Annotated in this window: 17 protein-coding genes and 1 tRNA gene; 7 read left to right on the top strand and 11 right to left on the bottom strand. The window is 58.5% G+C overall.

Features of this window, described 5'->3' with window-relative positions; genetic code table 11:
• Positions 1-7: 7 nt before the first annotated feature.
• The 5 genes from BMY36_RS12190 to BMY36_RS12175 all read right to left on the bottom strand — a co-directional run bounded on the left by BMY36_RS12190 (position 8) and on the right by BMY36_RS12175 (position 5,713).
• Entirely contained in the window at positions 8-1,525 is a 1,518-nt protein-coding gene (locus BMY36_RS12190) for a class I adenylate-forming enzyme family protein (protein WP_050518958.1), read from the bottom strand.
• Positions 1,526-1,575: 50 nt separating this feature from the next.
• Positions 1,576-1,971 carry a diacylglycerol kinase gene (locus BMY36_RS12185; protein ID WP_050518957.1) on the bottom strand — a complete coding sequence of 132 codons (396 nt, stop codon included), beginning with the start codon at positions 1,969-1,971 and terminating at the stop codon, positions 1,576-1,578.
• Positions 1,961-3,595, bottom strand: coding sequence for a phosphoethanolamine transferase (locus tag BMY36_RS12180; RefSeq protein ID WP_231579672.1), 1,635 nt, complete (start codon positions 3,593-3,595; stop codon positions 1,961-1,963). Before BMY36_RS12180 ends, BMY36_RS12185 begins: the two co-directional genes overlap by 11 nt.
• A 103-nt stretch (positions 3,596-3,698) precedes the next feature.
• On the bottom strand, positions 3,699-3,833 hold the full coding sequence (locus tag BMY36_RS19525; RefSeq protein WP_139194036.1) for an entericidin EcnA/B family protein: 135 nt from the start codon (positions 3,831-3,833) through the stop codon (positions 3,699-3,701).
• A gap of 62 nt (positions 3,834-3,895) precedes the next feature.
• The gene (locus BMY36_RS12175; protein ID WP_050518956.1) at positions 3,896-5,713 is read right to left on the bottom strand and encodes an extracellular solute-binding protein; all 1,818 of its coding nucleotides are present in this window, start codon (positions 5,711-5,713) and stop codon (positions 3,896-3,898) included.
• Between the two features lie 291 nt (positions 5,714-6,004).
• Between BMY36_RS12175 and BMY36_RS12170 the strand changes: the two genes are divergently transcribed.
• Together BMY36_RS12170 and BMY36_RS12165 are read left to right on the top strand one after the other, a co-directional pair.
• Positions 6,005-6,778 carry a 3-hydroxybutyrate dehydrogenase gene (locus tag BMY36_RS12170; RefSeq protein ID WP_050518955.1) on the top strand — a complete coding sequence of 258 codons (774 nt, stop codon included), beginning with the start codon at positions 6,005-6,007 and terminating at the stop codon, positions 6,776-6,778.
• A 2-nt stretch (positions 6,779-6,780) separates the two neighbouring features.
• Entirely contained in the window at positions 6,781-7,812 is a 1,032-nt protein-coding gene (locus tag BMY36_RS12165) for a patatin-like phospholipase family protein (RefSeq protein ID WP_050518972.1), read from the top strand.
• On the opposite strand, the gene BMY36_RS12160 is transcribed toward BMY36_RS12165, so the two are convergent.
• The 3 genes from BMY36_RS12160 to BMY36_RS12150 all read right to left on the bottom strand — a co-directional run bounded on the left by BMY36_RS12160 (position 7,801) and on the right by BMY36_RS12150 (position 10,502).
• Positions 7,801-8,598, bottom strand: coding sequence for a DUF502 domain-containing protein (locus BMY36_RS12160; RefSeq protein WP_050518954.1), 798 nt, complete (start codon positions 8,596-8,598; stop codon positions 7,801-7,803). The two genes, BMY36_RS12165 and BMY36_RS12160, sit on opposite strands and share 12 nt — an antisense overlap.
• A gap of 66 nt (positions 8,599-8,664) precedes the next feature.
• Positions 8,665-9,591, bottom strand: a complete 927-nt coding sequence (locus BMY36_RS12155) for a pseudouridine-5'-phosphate glycosidase (protein WP_050518971.1) — start codon at positions 9,589-9,591, stop codon at positions 8,665-8,667.
• A 17-nt stretch (positions 9,592-9,608) separates the two neighbouring features.
• Positions 9,609-10,502 carry a PfkB family carbohydrate kinase gene (locus tag BMY36_RS12150; protein ID WP_050518953.1) on the bottom strand — a complete coding sequence of 298 codons (894 nt, stop codon included), beginning with the start codon at positions 10,500-10,502 and terminating at the stop codon, positions 9,609-9,611.
• Positions 10,503-10,803: 301 nt separating this feature from the next.
• On the opposite strand from BMY36_RS12150, the gene rpsB reads away from it, so the two are divergent.
• Positions 10,804-11,568, top strand: a complete 765-nt coding sequence (gene rpsB, locus BMY36_RS12145; protein WP_050518952.1) for a 30S ribosomal protein S2 — start codon at positions 10,804-10,806, stop codon at positions 11,566-11,568.
• Between the two features lie 72 nt (positions 11,569-11,640).
• Positions 11,641-12,537, top strand: a complete 897-nt coding sequence (gene tsf / locus BMY36_RS12140) for a translation elongation factor Ts (protein WP_050518951.1) — start codon at positions 11,641-11,643, stop codon at positions 12,535-12,537.
• A 50-nt stretch (positions 12,538-12,587) separates the two neighbouring features.
• On the opposite strand, the gene BMY36_RS12135 is transcribed toward tsf, so the two are convergent.
• Together BMY36_RS12135 and BMY36_RS12130 are read right to left on the bottom strand one after the other, a co-directional pair.
• Positions 12,588-14,393, bottom strand: a complete 1,806-nt coding sequence (locus tag BMY36_RS12135; protein WP_050518950.1) for a SulP family inorganic anion transporter — start codon at positions 14,391-14,393, stop codon at positions 12,588-12,590.
• Between the two features lie 101 nt (positions 14,394-14,494).
• A complete protein-coding gene (locus tag BMY36_RS12130; protein WP_050518949.1) occupies positions 14,495-15,670 on the bottom strand; it encodes a BaiN/RdsA family NAD(P)/FAD-dependent oxidoreductase in 1,176 nt (391 codons plus the stop codon).
• A 128-nt stretch (positions 15,671-15,798) separates the two neighbouring features.
• Between BMY36_RS12130 and BMY36_RS12125 the strand changes: the two genes are divergently transcribed.
• Positions 15,799-15,873, top strand: a tRNA-Gln gene (locus tag BMY36_RS12125).
• Positions 15,874-15,949: 76 nt separating this feature from the next.
• Positions 15,950-17,149 (top strand): NAD(P)/FAD-dependent oxidoreductase, encoded by a 1,200-nt coding sequence (locus BMY36_RS12120; RefSeq protein WP_139194034.1) that lies wholly within the window; start codon positions 15,950-15,952, stop codon positions 17,147-17,149.
• Between the two features lie 3 nt (positions 17,150-17,152).
• On the opposite strand, the gene BMY36_RS12115 is transcribed toward BMY36_RS12120, so the two are convergent.
• The gene (locus tag BMY36_RS12115) at positions 17,153-18,061 is read right to left on the bottom strand and encodes a LysR family transcriptional regulator (protein ID WP_074818761.1); all 909 of its coding nucleotides are present in this window, start codon (positions 18,059-18,061) and stop codon (positions 17,153-17,155) included.
• Between the two features lie 113 nt (positions 18,062-18,174).
• Between BMY36_RS12115 and BMY36_RS12110 the strand changes: the two genes are divergently transcribed.
• On the top strand, positions 18,175-19,236 hold the full coding sequence (locus BMY36_RS12110; protein ID WP_050518947.1) for a dipeptidase: 1,062 nt from the start codon (positions 18,175-18,177) through the stop codon (positions 19,234-19,236).
• Positions 19,237-19,273: the final 37 nt, after the last annotated feature.

Raw genomic sequence — 19,273 nt, 5'->3', positions numbered from 1 at the left:
TGGGGTGTCAGTTCGGGGTGAAAGCGGCGCGCAGGGCCTTGCGGTTCAGTTTGCCATTGGCCGTGCGGGGCAGGGTTGTTTGGTGGTGAAAGGCGCGGGGGTGTTTGTAGCGCGCAAGCGTGGTTTCGGCGTGGGCGGCAAGTGTGGCCGGGTCTAGGGGCAGCGCGCTGGCATAAACGCAAGCGATGATGGTGGTGCCGGGGGCGACCGTCACCTCTATCGCGGCGCAATCGGTGATTGAGGGGTGTTGGGCCATTGCTGCTTCCACCTCGCTGGGGGCGACGCGAAACCCGCCGGCGTTCATCATATCATCATTGCGGCCCAGATAGGTGATCGCGCCATCTGGGGCCATTTGACCGATATCGCCGGTCAGATACCAATCGCCCGCGAAACGGCTGATGGTTGCATCCGGGTCGCGGAAATAGCCAAGGAAAAGGCCGGGGTCATTTCGGTGAACGGCAAGGATGCCGGGGGTGTTGATGGGCACTGGGGTGCCATCTGGGGCAAGCAGTGCCACATGGCGGCCCGGTTGCGCGTATCCAGTGCTGCCTGTGGGCGCGGGGCGGTCCGGGCTGCCCGAGATGAAGGTGGAGATTTCGGACATGCCAAACGCCTCAAACACCGGGGTTTTGGTTGCTTGGGTCCAGGCGGTGCGGGTGGCAGGGGCCAATGCCTCGCCCGCGGACAAGCCGTGGCGCAGGTGTGGTAGGGGGGGGATATCAGCGCGCAAAAGCTGGCGGTAAACGCCGGGGGCTGCCGCGAAAATGGTGGCCTGTGAGGTTGCAAGCAGGGCGGGCAGGGCGCTGGCGGGTGTGCCGGCTGCGGGGATAAGGGCGGTGGCGCCGACGGTCCATGGATCCATCAATCCGGTACCAAGGGTATAGGTCCAGTTGAACGCCCCCGCGTGCAGCAAACGGTCGCTGGCGCGCAGGCCGTACCAGCCATGCAGCATCATGGCGCGGCCCAGAATGGCGCGATGTGCATGGGCGACCGCTTGGGGGTGGCCCGAGGTGCCGGAGGTGAAGATGATATAAGCCAGACGGTTGGCATCGCCCAGATCAAAGGGGCAGGGCGTCAGGGCGTGCATCGCCGCCAACTGATGTGCGGGCAGGATGGGGCAGGTTAGCGCATCGGGCAGTGGCACGCCGGGGGCGGCCACGATCAAGGCAGGTTCCACCAGATCGCACAGCTTTGCCACCTCTGGCCCAGTCAATTGTGCCGACGTGGGCACAGGCACAAGCCCCGCACAGATCGCGGCAAGAAACACCACGGGAAATTCCACGCTGTTGCCCAGCCGCATCAGCACGCGGTCGCCCGGCGTCAGCCCTTGGGCCAACAGCCCAGATGCCACCCCTTGGACCGCGCGCAACACCGCGCCATAGGTCAGGGTTTCGGTGCTGTTTTCGCCCAGCACCTGCAGCGCCACCGCATCCGGGCGGGACTGCGTTTGGGCCAACACATGCGCCGCGAGGTTGAAACGGGCGGGCAGGGGTGGATAAGGGGGGGCATGGGTGATGGACTGCATGGAGGCCGTGCTAACCTTGTGGGGCGCGCGTTGCAAGATAGTGGCGGGGGTTAGGCCGCCACCACGCCCCAAACCACCCCGCCCACAAACCCTGCATTGGCAATGATAAGCGCCATGACCGCCAGCGACCCCAAATCCTTGGCATCGCGCGCTGCCACCGACCAATCGGGGGAAACGTGGTCGACAATCGCCTCAACCGCGGTATTCAACGCCTCCACCGCGATGAGGAGGAGCCAGAGGAGGGCGAATCCGCCAAAGGCCCAAAGCGGCGCGCTGATGGTCCAAAAGAGCAGCATGACCACGGGCAGGCCAAGGATTTCATGGCGAAAGGCGGTTTCGGCCCAAAGGCGGCGGATGCCCGCAATAGAATATCCGGTGGCCGCAAACAGATGGGCGATGCCTGTAACGCGGGCGGGGCGGGGTTTGGTCACTTTATCAGCTTTCATCAGGGTGGCAGCTTGAAATTAGATCCAGCGCGGGATCAATTACCTTTGTATGCACATCGGCCAGCCGCAAAACGGTGCTGAAGATGTTGTCATGGCTGGTGATATCGTTTGCTTTTTGCCCGACACAGTCGGTGTCAATTTCAAAGGTGTGCCCATAGTCCTTGCCAAACCACAACAGCATCGGCACGCGGGTCTGGTATTCGGGCGCCATAAAATAGGGCGCGCCGTGCAAGTACAGCCCATTTTCGCCCAAGGATTCGCCGTGGTCAGAGGCGTAGAACAAGGTCGTCATCACGCGGTCTTGGTTGTCCAAAATGTCGATCATGCTGGCAAGGATATGATCGGTATAAAGGATTGTGTTGTCATAGGCGTTGACGATGTCGGCGGCTTCACAATTCTTCAGCTCTGCGGTTTTGCAGGCGGGGGTGAAGCGTTCGAATTCGGCTGGATAGCGCAGATAATAGGACGGGCCGTGGCTGCCGATCATGTGCAAAACCAGCACAGTGTTTTGCGTCATGGTGGCGGCATAATCGGTCAATGCGTCCAAAAATATGCCATCGGTACATTCCCCATCGGCGCAATAACGCGGGTCGGTGGAGGTGATGAAGGATTTGACGGGAAAGCGGTCGGCGATATTCTTGTCGCCGGTGTTGTTGTCCCACCATTCAACCTTATAGCCAGCACGGCCAAGCAGATCGAGCAGGTTTTCTGACCCCAAACCGCCTTCATAGCTGTAATCGGTGCGGCCAAGATGGGAAAACATGCAGGGCAGCGACACGGCCGTGGCGGTGCCACAGCTGCTGGTGTTGGAGAAATAGGTAATGTCGCGTTTGGCCAGTTCTGGGTTGGTGTCACGCCCGTAGCCACCCAAGGACCAGTTTTGCGCCCGTGCGGTTTCGCCTGCAACCAGCACGATCAGGATGGGTTTGGTGGCGCGCGCCACCTCACCATCGGTTTTGGCATCGGTGCCGTAAGGCTGCAACGGCAAGCGCGCCGATTTTTGCAGCATCCGCGCATAGCGCAGCGTGGCCGACAAAGGCGCACCCGGCTGATAAGCCGCCATCAGGGATTTATCAGCGCGCAAGGTCACCGAAAACGTCGAGAAGTTGAGGAGGAGGAGACCGACACACAGCGCGGCAGAGCCCAGAACACTGGCACCCCAAATCAGCCCCGCGCGCAATGGCTGAGACCGTTTGACCGTGACAAACGCCACGACCAATGCGGGCAAAATACCCGCCCAGATTACATGGAACATGAAATTCGGGGTGATCAGATGTTTGGATTCCGTGACCGTGGTGGTGATCGCGTTTTGGATCATTTCACGGTCAATCGTGGCCCCCAGAGTATCTTGGTAATAAGAGGTGACAGCGCCGAGGATAAGCAAAAATGCCAAAACCGGCTTTTGGAACCAGCGCACGGCGAACAGGGTGATCACAAGCAAGGTCAGCGCGAACACCGCCGCCCCAAACAGCGCCGTGGTGCTGTAACTTGCGCCATAGGCGGCAAAGCTGCGCGTCCAGAATGTGTTGTTGTGCAGGGCCATTATGAAGGCCGCGACAAGAATGTTCAGCATCAACGGCGACAGGCCGGGCGAAAAGCGGCACAGGTTATGCAGGCTTGGCAAGATGGGGCATCCCTTGATCGGGTCTTAATTGCAGTCACGCCGCAGGCCGATGGGGCCGGAGGCGCTGCAAAACAACGCCGCTATAGCAGGCCTGCGCGTGCGGTTAAAGCATATTTGAGACGCGGTTGGAGGCGCCTGACAGGTCGCGCCCGATGCCATCAACCGTCCCGCAAGCGGAGAGTGCCGCAAGGAGGGCGAGGAGGGCAAGTGGACGCAGGAAAAGGGTTTTGTGTTTCATCATCTTCTCATTTTTGCGGGCCAAGGGGGGCCGGGTTTTGGGGCGTAAGGTTAGGGGTGGTCTTAATCTGGCTGATACCACCAAACATCGGGTTGGAACCCCGGCCAATCGCCGTAAATTGGCAATGTGGTGGGGAATTGCAATTGCTTGGCATGGGCCAGGCGCGAATATTTCGAGTACCAGAAAGGCACGACATAGCGCCCAGCGGTTAACACGCGGTCAAGCGCCTTGGTGGCGGCGACAAAATCACCTTCGGTTTGGGCGTTCAGCATCGCATCTATCATGGCCTGTGCGGCGGGGACATTCATGCCCATCCAGTTGCGGCTGCCGGGGTCTGTGACACCCGCCGCCCCCCAATAGAGGTTTTGTTCATTGCCCGGCGACAGGGACATCGACCGGATCATATGTGTCATGTCAAAGTCATAAGCGTTGGTGCGTTCGGTCATCTGCGCGCTGTCGATGCTGGTCAGGGTGGCCGTGATGCCAAGCGGTTTGAGCGCCTCAATATACATATTGGCGATGGTGGTTACTTCGGCATTGCCATTGGTCAGCAAGATGTCAAAGGCAAATGGCGTGCCTGCCGCATCGCGCAACACGCCCGCCGCATCGGGGGCCCAGCCTGCCTGTTCCAGCAAGCCTTTGGCGGCGCGAATGTTTTTGCGGTTGGTGGCATTGTCGGCGATGGGCAGGGCATATCCGTCGATCACGCCCGGCAACAGACCGTCCGCAAAGGGTTGCAACAGCGCCAGTTCCGCGCCCGTGGCAGGGGTGCCGGAGGCCATCGCCAAAACCGAATTGTGGAAATAGGACTGGATGCGCGGGGCGGCGCCGCCTGTGATCGTGGTGTTGATCTGTTCAAAGTTGAAGGCCGAAATCAACGCCTCGCGCACCCGCCAATCGATGAACTGCGCGCGGCGGGTGTTCATCACAAACCCGTCCATCCCTGAGGGGCGGGAATGGGGGATTTCGGATTTGACAACATCGCCCGCGGTCATGGCGGGAAAGCTGTATTGCTGATCCCATTTGGCGGCGTTGGTTTCGCGGTAGCTGGTCAATTCGCCCGCTTTAAACGCCTCAAACATCACGCCACTGTCACCGAAATAATCATAGCGCACCTCGCCCAAGTTATGGCGGCCCTTGTTAAAGGGCAAATCACGCCCCCACCAATCGGGGTTCTTCACAAAGGAAATAAAGCGCCCGGTTTCCGATTTTCCAATAATATAGGGGCCAGAACCGATTGGCGCCTCTAACGTGGAGGCGGTGAAATCCTTGCCCTGCCATTGCGCCTTTTGCAAGATCGGGCGCAGACCCATGATAAGGGGCAATTCGCGGTCGGTGGTGTTGAAAGTGATTTTGACAGACTGGGGGCCAGTGATTTCGGCCTTTGCCACCTTTGTCCAACTGTTCAGATAGCGCGGGTGGCCGATGGTGCCCAATGTTTCAAACGACCACAGCACATCGTCGACCGTCACCGGGCTGCCATCGCTGAACCGTGCGGTGTCGCGCAGCGTAAATTCCACGAAACTGCGCGCGGCGTCGGTTTCCACGGTTTCGGCCAGCAAGCCGTACAGTGTGAAAGGTTCATCAAACGACCGCCCCAACAGAGTTTCGGTGGTCAGGGCCGTTTGCCCCCAAGGCGCACGGCCTTTCAAAATGAAGGGGTTAAGCGAATCGAAGCTGCCCGATTCGCCAAAAATGATGCGGCCGCCTTGGGGCGCGTTGGCGTTCGCGTATGGCAGGGACACAAAATCAGGTGGTAACGCTGGGTCACCATACATAGCAATGGCGTGTTGTGGCTGCGCCTGCGCGGGAATCGCCACGAGACAGAGGAAAAACAGGGCTGTTGCATTGCGCAACTTCGCGAAAAATTGATATTTCATTCCGTCAACAATCCCATTTCACCAAGGTTTCATGGCGCAGACACTAGGGCTGGTTTCGCGGATGTTCAAACTTTTTACTTGGCCCCTGGCAAGTTAACGCGTATAAAGTAAGGACTGCTCGATAGGTTTCTTGCCTGTATGAAACCTGCCTCAATAACTTAACGCCAGCTTCGTGCTGGCGTTTTTTTTTGGCCCGGTGGGCGGGGCAAACGCAATTGTGTGGGGTGGGGCGTTCCCTTTCGTCCGGTCGCGTGACAGGATGCTGCAAGCGCAGCAATCAAGGGGCATGCCATGACACTTGCAGGAAAAACCGCCGTTATCACTGGGTCCAACTCTGGCATCGGCCTTGGGATTGCGCATGAATTGGCGCGGGCGGGGGCGGATGTTGTCATCAACTCGTTCACCAACCGGGATGAAGATCACGCGCTGGCCGCAGACATTGCGGCGCAGCATGGCGTCACCGTGCGCTATGTTCAGGCGGATATGTCGGCTGGGGATGCGTGCCGCAAGTTGATCGCGCAGGCCGGGGCCTGTGACATCTTAGTGAACAACGCGGGTATTCAGCATGTTGCCGCGATTGAAGAGTTTGCGGTCGACAAGTGGAACGCGATTATTGCGATCAATTTGTCGTCGGCGTTTCACACCACGGCTGCCGCCTTGCCGATGATGCGGGCGAAAGGCTGGGGGCGCGTGGTCAATATCGCCTCCGCGCATGGGTTGACGGCCAGCCCCTATAAATCAGCCTATGTGGCGGCAAAGCATGGCGTGGTTGGGCTGTCCAAGGTGACTGCTTTGGAAACGGCGGGGGCGGGTATCACCTGCAACGCGGTCTGTCCCGGCTATGTTTTGACGCCGTTGGTAGAGGCGCAGATCCCCGATCAGATGAAAAAGCACAGTATGGACCGCGAAACGGTCATCCGCGAGGTGATGCTGGACCGCCAGCCCAGCCGCCAGTTTGCGACGACCACACAGCTTGGCGGCACGGTCGTGTTCCTGTGTTCGCCGTCCGCAGACCAGATCACCGGCACCACGATTTCCGTTGATGGTGGTTGGACCGCCTTGTGAGCGTGGTTCGTGTCAATCTTGCCCTGCAAGGGGGCGGCGCGCATGGCGCGTTCACTTGGGGCGTGCTGGACCGTTTGTTGGATGAAACCGGGGTAGAGGTTGCTGCGATTTCGGGCACATCCGCAGGGGCGCTGAACGGGGCGGCGTTCAAATCGGGGATGGTGACGGGCGGGCGTGACGGGGCGCGGGCCGCATTGGACGCGCTGTGGGCCACGGTGGGGCAGGTGGGCGACATGCGCCTGTCCGCGTGGATGCAGCCCGTTTTGCCCTTTGCCGCCGCGATGACGGATGCGTGGGAAAACACGTTCAAAACATCGCCGCAAGGGATCGCATCGCAGATGTTTTCGCCCTATGCGATGGGGGCCGCGTGGAAAAACCCATTGGCCCCGGTGGTGGCGAGTTTTGATTTTTCCCAAGTCTGCGCCGATGCGGGGCCGCGTTTGTTTGTAAATGCAACCAATGTGCGGTCGGGTAAAATCGGGGTGTTTACCGGGCAAAACATCACGCCAGAGGCGCTTATGGCCTCGGCCTGCTTGCCCACCGCGTTTCAAGCGGTGGAGGCGCCCGACCCTGTGACGGGGCAAATGGAGGCATGGTGGGATGGTGGATATTCTGGCAACCCAGCGCTGTTTCCGTTGTATGAAAAGGGTTTGCCAGACGATCTTATCATTGTTGCAATCAACCCATTGCTGCGCGGGGCCATTCCGCAAAGCCCGTTGGAAATTCAAAACCGGATTAATGAGATCAGCTTTAACGCACCTTTGTTGCGGGATTTGCGCGCGATTGCTTTTGTCAAACGGTTGCTGGCATCCGGGCAGTTGGAAAAGGGCAGCATGAAGGATGTGGCGCTGCATTTGATCGCGGATGATCCGTTGATGAACGGCTTGTCGGCCAGCAGCAAACTGTTGCCGACGCCCGCGCTGTTGGCGCAGCTAAAGGCCGCGGGGCGCGCGGCAACGGATTTGTTTTTGGTCACGCATGGCGCGGCTTTGGGCAAACACGGCACGGTGGACCCGATGGCGTTACTTGACTGATGCAGGGGGCTGCGTAATCGCCACGCCGTCTTTGTCCTTGCCATTTGGATAGACCAGCCCGGCGGAAATGATCAACTTGGCGGCATCTTCAATCTTCATATCCAGCATCCGCACATCGGTTGACGGCACGAACAGCAAAAACCCCGAGGTCGGATTGGGCGTGGTCGGCAAAAACACCGACAGCATTTCATCATGTTCTGGGAACCGCGCTTTAATCTCACCCTTGGCTGCGGTGGAGATGAAGCCGATGGCCCAAATCCCCTCCTTCGGGTATTCGACCAAGCAAGCCTTTTCGAAATTTTGATCGGTTTGGGCGAACACAGTTTCGGCGATTTGCTTGATGCCGCTGTAAATGCTGCGCACCACGGGCGTGCGGTCAACCAGCCGTTCGGCCCAGTTCAAAAACGACCGTCCGATCAAACCGCGCGCGATCCACCCCATGAAGATGGTGAACAGCAAAAAGATGATAACGCCAGTGCCACGCAGGTTGATGCCGTTTTCCTTGCAGAAAAACGGTGGCGATGCGGGGTCTGACATCCAAAACTGCGACAGGCCCGTGGCAGGGCCGGAATGGGGTGGGCAGAACCAATAGCCAAACCATTCCGACGGCTGGAACCGTTCGGGGATGAAGGGCAGCACAAACCCGTCAATCCAACCCGTGACTGTCCAAATCAGGTACAGCGTCAACCCAATAGGCAATACCACCACAAGCCCGGTCAAAAAGCTGGCGCGCAGGCCCACGATCAGGCCACGCTTTTTGGGCGGAATGATTGGTTGGTTGGTCATATAGCACCCTTTTTACGCGGCTAATTTATGGGCCGCGCGGAACAACTGCAATGGCAAATGGCCTTGTTACCGGGTCAATGCCCGCGCGGTAGCAATTTCTTGGGCAATTTCGGCCCCAAGGCGCGCGTTGTTGCGCACAAGGGCGATGTTTGCGGTCAACGAACGCCCCGCAGTCAGCGCGAATATCCGATCCAGCAAAAAGGGTGTCACGGATTTGGCGGCCATATTTTGCGCCGCAGCCTCGGCCAAGGCTTGTTCGATCATCGGGGTGATCTGGGGCAGGGGGATTTCATCCTGCAATGGGATGGGGTTTGCCACCAACTGGCCACCCGCCAATCCAAGGCGGGCGCGCATCAAATGCGCCTGCGCGATATCTGCCGCCGTATCAAAGCGTAATGGTGCCGGCAGGCCAGAATTGCGCGCCCAAAATCCCGGAAATTCGGATTGGCCATAGGCGATGACGGTCACGCCATACGTCTCTAACACTTCAAGCGTTTTGGGAATATCGAGGATCGCCTTGGCCCCGGCACAAACTACGGTTACGGCGGTGCGTGCGAGTTCGGTCAGATCGGCCGAGATGTCAAAACTGGTTTCCGCCCCGCGATGCACACCGCCGATGCCGCCTGTCGCAAACACATCAATTCCCGCAAGCTGGGCTGCGATCATCGTGGCCGCCACTGTTGTGGCCCCAGTATCACCGCTGACCAAACAGGCCGCCATATCGGCGCGCGACAGTTTGCGTGCATGTGGGGTTTGCGCCAATGCTGCAAGCGCTGCCTGCGAAAGCCCGATGTGGATCTGCCCGCCCATCACCGCGATCGTGGCTGGCACGGCGCCTGCATCACGGATGTCTTGTTCCACCTGCTGCGCCATATCCATGTTTTGCGGATAGGGCATGCCGTGGGTGATGATGGTGCTTTCCAGCGCCACAACAGCGCGGCCAGTGGCCAAAGCATCGGCCACTTCGGGCAAAATCGAAAGGGGGGCGCGCAGTGAAAGGGAAGGGTTTATCATGTTCCAATATCTCCGGAAACGTAATCGGCGGCGGCGGTGATGGCGCGGTTCAGCGCCTCTTGGCGGGAAACCGCTTTGCGGGTCGCGACAATATGGGCGGCCATGAAGGTGTCGCCTGCGCCCGTCACGCGGGTCACCAACACTTGTGGCGGGGTGGCGGTGATCACGCCCGCGCATGCCATCCCTTCGGCGCAAGAGTTGCCGCCATCAGTGACCAACACACGCGCAGCGCCACGGGCGATCAACCCCGCAGCGGCGCTTGCGGCATCTGGGTAAGGCTCTTTGGTCAAAATAACCGCTTCCTCAAGGTTCACATACAGCGTGGCGCGGGGATGGGTGAGCAGGGGCAACAGCCGTTCCGCCTTGCCGGGACTGGCAGGGGCCACGCGCAAATCGGCGGCGGCAAACAATGGCGATATGGCGATTTGTGACAGCAAGCTTTCGGTTAGATTGCCGTCCAAGGCGATGATGCCGCTGTATGGTGCGTCTATGCTGCCCAACCGCCCATCCGAAAGCGCACGCAGCACCTTATCGCCTGCTGCCTCCAGCGAATGGGCGTCGGCAATCGCTGCGATAAGGCCGTTTGCCCCTTCAATCGCCATATAAACGTCGGTCGGCAAATCGTCTGACCGATAGATGTGTTGTGTGATCAATCCCATTTGGTCGCAGCGCGCCACCAATTCCTCGCCTTCGGCATCCACCCCCACCGCAGAAAGCAGTGCAGGCACCAGCCCAAACCGGCGCAACGTCATCGCAATGTTCAGCGCAACGCCCCCGGGCAACCGCGTGATACGCCCCGGAACATCCGCCCCAAGCCGCATCGCATTGGGTGCGCGGCCAATCACATCCCAAAGAACGGAACCGATGCAAAGGATTTCTGATGTTTTCATGGCATCGTATGTCGCCCAAACCGCTTGCCTGCGCAAGTCCGAACCGCCCGAGCCTGCGGCGCAGGTATTTGAGGCCAAGACGAATACTCCCCATTCATCTTGGTCTTAAATACCTAAAAAATGCTGGTCTGGGTGCAAAGCTGGGGGCAGGGGCTTGCAATCGGGTTTGGGCCGGGGTAAGGCCTGCGCACTTCACAGGTGGGGCTTGGGCTGTGCGGGGAGAAATCCTGTACTGTCCGCCGGTTGGAACATATGTTCTAAAGACGGCCCTGCCGAGGATCAAACCGGAAAAGGATAAGGCATGGCTCTTCCTGAGTTCACCATGCGTCAGTTGTTGGAAGCTGGCGTACACTACGGTCACCAGACCGCGCGTTGGAACCCAAAGATGGGTGAATACATCTATGGCGACCGCAACGGCATTCACATTCTCGACTTGACGCAGACGGTTCCAATGCTGGACCAGGCGTTGAAAGTTGTGCGCGACACGGTTGCCAAGGGCGGCCGCATTTTGTTCGTGGGCACCAAGCGCCAAGCCCAAAAGGCCGTGGCAGAGGCTGCTGAAAAATCCGCGCAGTTTTACATGAATCACCGTTGGTTGGGTGGCACGTTGACCAACTGGAAAACCGTTTCCCAGTCGATCCAGCGTTTGAAGCAATTTGATGAGCTGTTGGCCAATGGCGCAGAGGGCTTGACGAAAAAAGAGCGTCTGAACATGGAACGCGAGCAGGGCAAACTGCAAGCATCCTTGGGCGGTATCCGCGAAATGGGCGGCACCCCAGACCTGATCTTTATCATCGATGTGGGCAAAGAAGACCTCGCCATTTTGGAAGCCAAGAAATTGGGCATCCCGGTTGTTGCGATTGTGGACACCAACTGCTCGCCCAAGGGCGTGGATTATGTGATCCCCGGCAATGATGACGCGGCACGCGCGATTGCGCTGTATTGCGACTTGATTTCGCGCGCAGCGCTGGACGGTATGTCCGCGCAAATGGGCGCTGCTGGTATCGATTTGGGCGCGTTGGAAGATGCCCCGATTGAAGAAGTTGTTGCAGTAGCCGAAGCCTGAGACGCGGTGACGTAAATTTATCCGGTGGGGGCAAGCCCTGCCGGATTTTCGCATGATATGAGGAGAGCCAAGATGGCAATCACCGCACAAATGGTGAAAGAACTGCGCGAAATGTCGGGTGCCGGCATGATGGACGCGAAAAAAGCGCTGGTCGAAGTTGACGGCGATATGGAAGCCGCGATCGACTGGTTGCGCACCAAGGGCCTTGCGAAAGCGGCCAAGAAAGCTGACCGTATTGCGGCTGAGGGCCTTGTGGGCGTGGCTGTTTCGGGTGGCAAAGGTGTTGCTGTCGAAGTGAACTCCGAAACCGATTTCGTTGCCAAGAACGCAGATTTCCAAAAGCTGGTGTCGGGTGTGACGCAAGCCGCTTTGGCGGTGTCGTCGGTTGAAGAGCTGGCATTGGCGCATGTGAACGGCAAAACGGTTGATGAAACCATCACCGGTGCCACGGCAGTGATCGGCGAAAAAATCTCGCTGCGCCGCATGGCGTTGGTTGAGGGCGACAGCGTTGCGGCCTACGTGCACAACGCCGCTGCCGATGGCATGGGAAAAATTGGCGTTTTGGTGGCTGTTAAAGGTACCGACAACGGGATTGCCAAGCAGATCGCGATGCATATCGCGGCGACCAACCCACTGGCACTGGCCGAAGCAGACCTCGACCCGGTAGTGGTTGAGCGTGAGCGCAGCGTCCAGACCCAAAAGGCGCTGGAAGAAAACGCATCCTCCGCCAAGCCAAAGCCGGATTCGGTGATTGAAAACAACATCATCCCAGGCCGGATGAAGAAGTTTTTGGAAGAAAATACCCTGATGGGCCAGAAGTTCGTGATGAACCCTGACATCACCGTGGAACAGGCTGCCAAAGATGCAGGCGTTGTCGTGACCGCATTCGTGCGGATTGCTGTCGGCGAAGGCATTGAAAAGGAAAAAGAAGATTTCGCTGCTGAAGTTGCAAAAACTTTGGCTAGCTGATTGTCTTTGTTGAAATGAAAGCGGCCCGGGAACCTTTCCGGGCCGCTTTTTTATGCGCTGCTGCGCACCGTGTCGCGGCGGCAGGCGGCCAAGGTTTTCGCCGTCAATTCGGGTGCCAAAAAGACCATCGCGTCATATTGTGTTAGAAAAACTTCCCCGGTCAGATCGGTGATAAACGGACTGCGGCGCAGACGGTCCATCACCGGGCCTTTCACCTCGGACAGGTGCAGCGTGACGCCGGAAGCGTGCAGCATTTCGTTAATCGCCTCTAGGCTTTCCAGCGCGGAACTGTCGACTTCGTTCACCGCAGGAAACATCAGGACCAAGTGGCGGATATCGGGGTTTGCGGCGACACGGGTTTGGATAAAATCCTCTAAAAACCGAGCGTTGGGGAAATACAGGCTTTCGTCTACGCGCACTGTCAGCACATCTGCGGCGGTGATCACGGCGTGGCGATCAATGTTGCGAAAATGCTCCGTCCCTGGCACTTGGCCTACAATGGCCACATGCGGGCGCGAGGTGCGGTACAGATGCAAAAACAGCGACAGCGCGACGCCTGCCAAAATACCGGATTCCACACCGAACGCCAATGTCACCAAAATGGTCGCAATCATCGCGGTTCCATCCGTGCGGCTATAGGCCAGCGTGCGGCGAATGGCACCAAAATCCACCAGCGTCAGCACAGCCAAAATGATCGTGGCGGCCAAGGTTGCCTTTGGCAGGAAAAACAACAGCGGCGTCAGGAACACGGTGGCCAGCGCCATGCCAACCGCAGTGAACGCACCCGCCGCTGGCGTTTGCGCGCCTGCATCAAAATTCACGACCGAGCGCGAAAACCCGCCCGTCACTGGAAAGCCACCCGACAGCGCCGACCCGATGTTACATGCGCCCAAGGCCACCAATTCTTGATCGGGATCAATGCGTTGGCGGCGTTTGGCGGCCAAGGTTTGAGCCACCGAAATTGTTTCCACATAGCCGACAACCGCGATCAACAGCGCTGGCACCGCGATTTGTGACCACAGGGCAAGGTCCAGCGGGGGCAGGGTGGGCACAGGCAGCCCCCGCGGCACATCGCCCACAATCGCCACACCGTGGCTGTTCAAACCAAACGCCGCCGTGACCAGCGTGGTGACGATCACCGCCGCAACCGGGGCTGCACGCGTTAGAACATTGGCCAAGCGCGGGTCGAAGTGTCGCGCCAACAGCCAATCCTTCAGATACTTGCGCGACCAGAACAAAAAGCCTATCGCGCTTGCCCCAATCAGAACAGTAAAGGCATTGATATTACTTATATTTTCGGAAATCTGACCCAGAAGGTCTAACAGGTTTTTACCCGATGCTTTGATGCCAAGCAGATGTGGAATTTGCCCCGCTGCAATGATCAAACCCGACGCCGTCACAAATCCCGAAATCACCGGGTGGCTTAGGAAATTGGCGACAAACCCCAGCCGCAACAGGCCCATACCCAGCAGCATGACACCGGACAAAAATGCCAGCGCGATTGCAGCGCCATAATATTCTGGCGTGCCCATCGCGGCCAGTTTGCCCACCGCAGCCGCCGTCATCAAGGATGCCACGGCCACAGGACCCACCGCCAGCGTCCGCGAGGTGCCAAAGACCGCATAGATCACCAGAGGCAGGATAGAGGCGTAGAGCCCAACCTCTGCCGGCAACCCCGCAAGCAACGCATAAGCCAGCGATTGCGGGATGAGCATGATCGTGACAATCAGCGCTGCAACCAGATCACTGGTTGCCGTGTCACGGGAATAGGATTTGGACCAGTCTAGGATCGGGAAATAACGGCGCACACTGTTGCTTTCTGTTGCGGGTCTGAACGTGTGTGTTATGCGCTGCATTGGATATACATTGCAAGTATTGAATGTATTGATGATGCTTGTATTACATAATATAGATTATCGGACAAAAAGATAAGGCATGTGGTGTGCGTGGAAAACTCCTACACCGCTTGCCCTGCGGCCCACCCAGACGACCAAGCCCATTGAAAGTTATACCCACCCAACCAACCGGTTACGTCAACAACCTCACCTATAAAGTAAAGTCCGGGCACTGCTTTCGCCTCCATCGTTCGGGCGTCCAACGCGTCGGTATCCACGCCGCCCAGCGTCACTTCAGCGGTGCGGTAACCTTCGGTGCCCACGGGCCGCATTTGCCAGTCTTGGACAAGGCCCGCCACGCGGTCGAGACTGGCGTTGGATTGATCTGCAAGATTGCCGGTGATGCCGCTGATGCCCTCAATATGCCGGGCGAGCCGTTCCGGCAGAATGTGCCCCAAGGCTGTGCGCAGCGCAATTCGGCCAGCCTGCCCGCGCACATCACGCAGATGTGCTGCCGTGTCGACGCCCCCGGCCAAGTTGACCGAAATCGCCTGCCCTTCGCGCCAATAGCTGGAAATTTGCAGCACTGCAGGCCCCGAAAGCCCGCGATGGGTGAACAAAAGCGCCTCGTCAAACTGGGTTTTGCCGCAGCGCACAGCCCCGGTGACGGCAACCCCGGCAAGGGGTTTCAGCGGCTCTAATTCTTGTTCGGCAAAGGTAAGCGGCACAAGGCCAGGCCGGGTTTCCACCAGTGCCAACCCAAATTGTTCCGCGATTTTATAGCCAAAACTGCTGGCACCCATTTTTGGGATCGACTTGCCACCGCAAGCCACAACCAGCTTTTTCGCCCGCACAGCCCCGCGTGAGGTGGCAAGATCAAAGCCGTTGGCACCCTTGGTCACGTCGCTAATTTGTGTTCTAAGCCAAATGGTTGCACCACTATCTTCACAATCTTTCACAAGCATTGCCACGATGTCCTTGGCGGAATCGTCACAAAACAATTGCCCCAAGGTTTTTTCATGCCACGCAATCCCAGCCGCATCGAGGCGCGCAATAAAATCCCATTGGGTAAAGCGCTTAAGGGCAGATAAGGCAAAGCGCGGATTTTGCGACACAAACCGATCCGCCGCAATTCCGAGGTTGGTGAAATTGCACCGCCCCCCGCCCGAGATGCGAATCTTTTCGCCCGGGGCCGCGCCTGCCTCGATGATCAACACCGATTTGCCACGCCGCGCCGCCTCCGCCGCGCAAAACATGCCCGCCGCCCCTGCCCCAATGATCGCGATATCTACCTGCATTTGTCTCTGTTATCCCTTGCCCCTGCGGGCTGCAAGGCGGGCTTGGCGCCCCTTTGAAACACCAAGTGACTTTTTGCGCAAAAGCCCCTTGCAGCCCCACGCGGGCTTCGCTAAATAACTCCCACAGTTGGGGCGTCGCCAAGCGGTAAGGCATCGGTTTTTGGTACCGACATACGGAGGTTCGATCCCTCCCGCCCCAGCCAACAGTTTCAGTCACACCATTCCACTTGCAAACCACCGCGGTCAGCGGTGTAGTTTCGCATGCTTTGGAGGGGTTTGATGATGATATCATCGGCGAAAACATATGATGTTGTGATCATGGGCGGTGCGATGATGGGATCGTCGCTGGCGTCGTTTTTGGCGCAAAGCCCTGATTTCGATGGCTCCGTTTTGGTGGTGGAACGTGACCCCACCTATCAATACGCCGCGACCAGCCTGACCAATTCTTGCATCCGCCAACAGTTTTCAACAGCATTGAATGTCCAAATCACGCAGTTTGGTGCGCAGTTTGTGCAAAACTTGCCGCTGTTGATGTCACCTGCGGCACCCTGGCTGAGCATCCAGAACTTTGGCTATATGTATCTTGCCAACACGCCTGCCTTTGCCGATCATTTGCGCGCGGCCCATGCGGTTCAGGTGGCACTTGGCGCAGGCACACGGCTGTTGACCCCCGATCAGATCAAAGCCGCCTATCCGTTCTACACTGTTGATGACCTGACCTTGGGCAGCATCAACACCCAAGATGAAGGGTATTTTGACGGCATCACCTTGTTTGATTGGTTCCGCCGTGAGGCGTGCAGGCTGGGGGCCACGTTTGTCACGGATGAAGTGGTCAGCATGATCCGCAACGCGCAAGGCAACCGCGTGGACAGCGTGACCCTGCAATCTGGCGCCACGATTACCTGTGGGCAGGTCGTGAACGCATCGGGCACGCGTGGGGCGATCGCGACGCAGATGGCGGGGATTGATATCCCGGTTGCGCCGCGCAAGCGATTTACTTGGGTGTTCACCGCGCAAACCCCGCTGGATCGCCCCCTGCCCCTGACGATCGACCCATCGGGCGTGCATGTGCGCCAAGACACCAAAACCACTTATATGGCGGGTGGGCACGCAGCGGATGATCCCAGCGTCGATCAAAGAGATTTCACGATGGACCCCAATTTGTGGGATGATCACATCTGGCCCACTCTCGCCGCCCCCATCCCGCAGTTTGAGGCGATCCGCGTGATCCGCGAATGGGCGGGCCGTTATGATATGAACACGTTGGACGCCAACGCCATCATTGGCCCGCATGACCAAGTGGAAAATTTCCACTTTATGAACGGGTTTTCGGGGCATGGGTTGCAACAAGCCCCGGCCATTGGGCGCGGCATGGCAGAATTCTTGACCTATGGCGCCTACCGAAGCCTTGATCTGTCCCCGCTTGGCTTTGCGCGCATCCGAGAGGGCGAGCCCTACCGCGAGGCGGCGATCATCTGACGCTTAGGCCTTTTGCGAAAACGGGTCATTCGGGGTGTGCAGCCGCAAATGCCGCATAAAAGCGCGGGCAATGGCAGGCAGGGGGCGGTTGTCATGCGTTACGAAATAGCTGCGATAGGTCAGATCGCAATCAAAGGCGCGAAACACCACATCGTTGCTGCGGTAATGATAGACCGGGAACGGGTTTACCACTGCCAGCCCCAACCCCGCCCGTGCCAAATCCACCGCCGCACATGATGTTGAAACCTCGGCCACCAACCGGGGCTGGCTGCGGGCGGCCAAAAACACTTGGTCCAATTGGGCGCGGCGGGCATGGCGGTGGGTCAACGTGATAAGGGGTTCGCCGTGCAAATCCTGCGGGCGGATGGTGGCTTTGCCTGCCAATGGATGGTCGGTTGGCATTACGCACACGGCACTTGCGCGGCGATACGGTGTCAACCGCACCCCATCGCGCGACAATTCCACCCCCGACACACCCAGATCAAACCGTCCCTCCAAAATACCCCTGATCACCTCATCCGATGGCGACACCTCCATTGAGATAAAATAATGCGGGTTCGCCTTTAGAAAGCTGGTGATATGCGCCACCAAAAAGCGGTGCGCATAGGTGGGCGGGGCGGTCAACCGCAAGGTTTCGCGCGCAGGCGTGGTCGGTCCATCAATTGCAATCAGTGCATCAAACAAAGAATCAAGGCGGCGGTTCAATTGCGCCGCTTCATCCGTGGGCACAAGGCGGCCCCCATCGCGTTCAAACAAAATGCGGCCTGTGCGCGATTCCAAGCTGGTGATTGACCGACTGACCGCCGATTGCGACAGGCCCAGCCGAATGGCTGCCTTGGCCGTGGTGCCGCTTTCCATCACGGCGCGCAGGGCTTGGTATTCGGGCAGGCTGTGCCATATCTTTTGCGTCACGCTTGGGCCTTTGCTGAAACTGCATTGCTCTATGCGATTTAATCATACTCTTTCGACTCGCGCATGAAAAATTATGCGTTAGCGTTAGCGCAACCTTTGGGGGGCTTCCAACTGTGACTGATCCGCGCCAACCGCTTATATTTGACGGCCATAATGATGTTTTGCTGAAACTGTACCGCGAGGGCGGGGTTGGCGGTGCGGCGGCATTTATAACCGGCCTTTCTGGCGCGATGGATGTTCCCAGTGCGCAAGTTGGGGGCTTTTGCGGTGGGTTTTTTGCGGTCTACGTCCCCTCCCCCACCGATCTCGCGGCGAAATATGATGAGATGTCAAAACCGGAATATCAGCTGGCCCTGCCCGACCCCATCGGCTGGGCCGAGGCGGTGCCCGTGGTCATGGCGCAGGCGGCCATCCTGTTTGAACTCGAACGTTTGGGCGCGCTGAAGATTTGTCGCAATGTGGCTGATATTCGCGCGGCCCTTGCCAGCGGTATTATGGCCGCGATTTTTCATATTGAAGGGGCCGAAGGGATTGATGCCGACCTGCACACGCTGGACGTGCTATACGCCGCCGGCCTGCGCTCCATCGGTCCGGTGTGGAGCAGGTCCACGATTTGGGGCGAAGGGGTGCCGTTCCGCTTTCCGTCCTCGCCCGATACGGGTGGCGGTTTGACAGAGGCGGGCATGCGGCTGGTCAAACGCTGCAACACGCTTGGCATCATGCTGGACCTGTCCCATTTGAACGAGGCGGGGTTTTGGGACGTGGTGCGCCATTCCAACGCGCCACTGGTCGCCACCCATTCCAACGCCCACGCCATTTGCACCCACAGCCGCAACCTAACCGATGCGCAATTGGCCGCCATTCGTGACAGCGACGGCATGGTGGGCCTAAATTTTGCCGTGGCGTTTTTGCGCGATGATGGAATGATGCGCGCCGATGTGCCATTGTTGCAAATGCTGCGGCATCTGGATTATCTGATTGACCATGTGGGCGAGGATCGCGTGGGCCTTGGTTCCGACTATGACGGCGCGGTGGTGCCAAAGGATGTGACCCGTATTTCCGATTTGCCAAATTTGCGCCAAGCAATGGAACAGCACGGATACGGCCCCGCGCTGATCGCCAAGATCTGCCATGAAAACTGGCTGCGCGTGCTTGAAAAAACCTGGGGTGGCTGATGCCCACCCCTATAAACTGAACCCAACAAAGAGGTTA

The sequence above is a fragment of the Pseudorhodobacter antarcticus genome (assembly GCF_900110135.1).
In the GTDB taxonomy this organism is placed as follows: domain Bacteria; phylum Pseudomonadota; class Alphaproteobacteria; order Rhodobacterales; family Rhodobacteraceae; genus Pseudorhodobacter; species Pseudorhodobacter antarcticus.
This window is presented reverse-complemented; position numbering and strand designations above follow the sequence as displayed.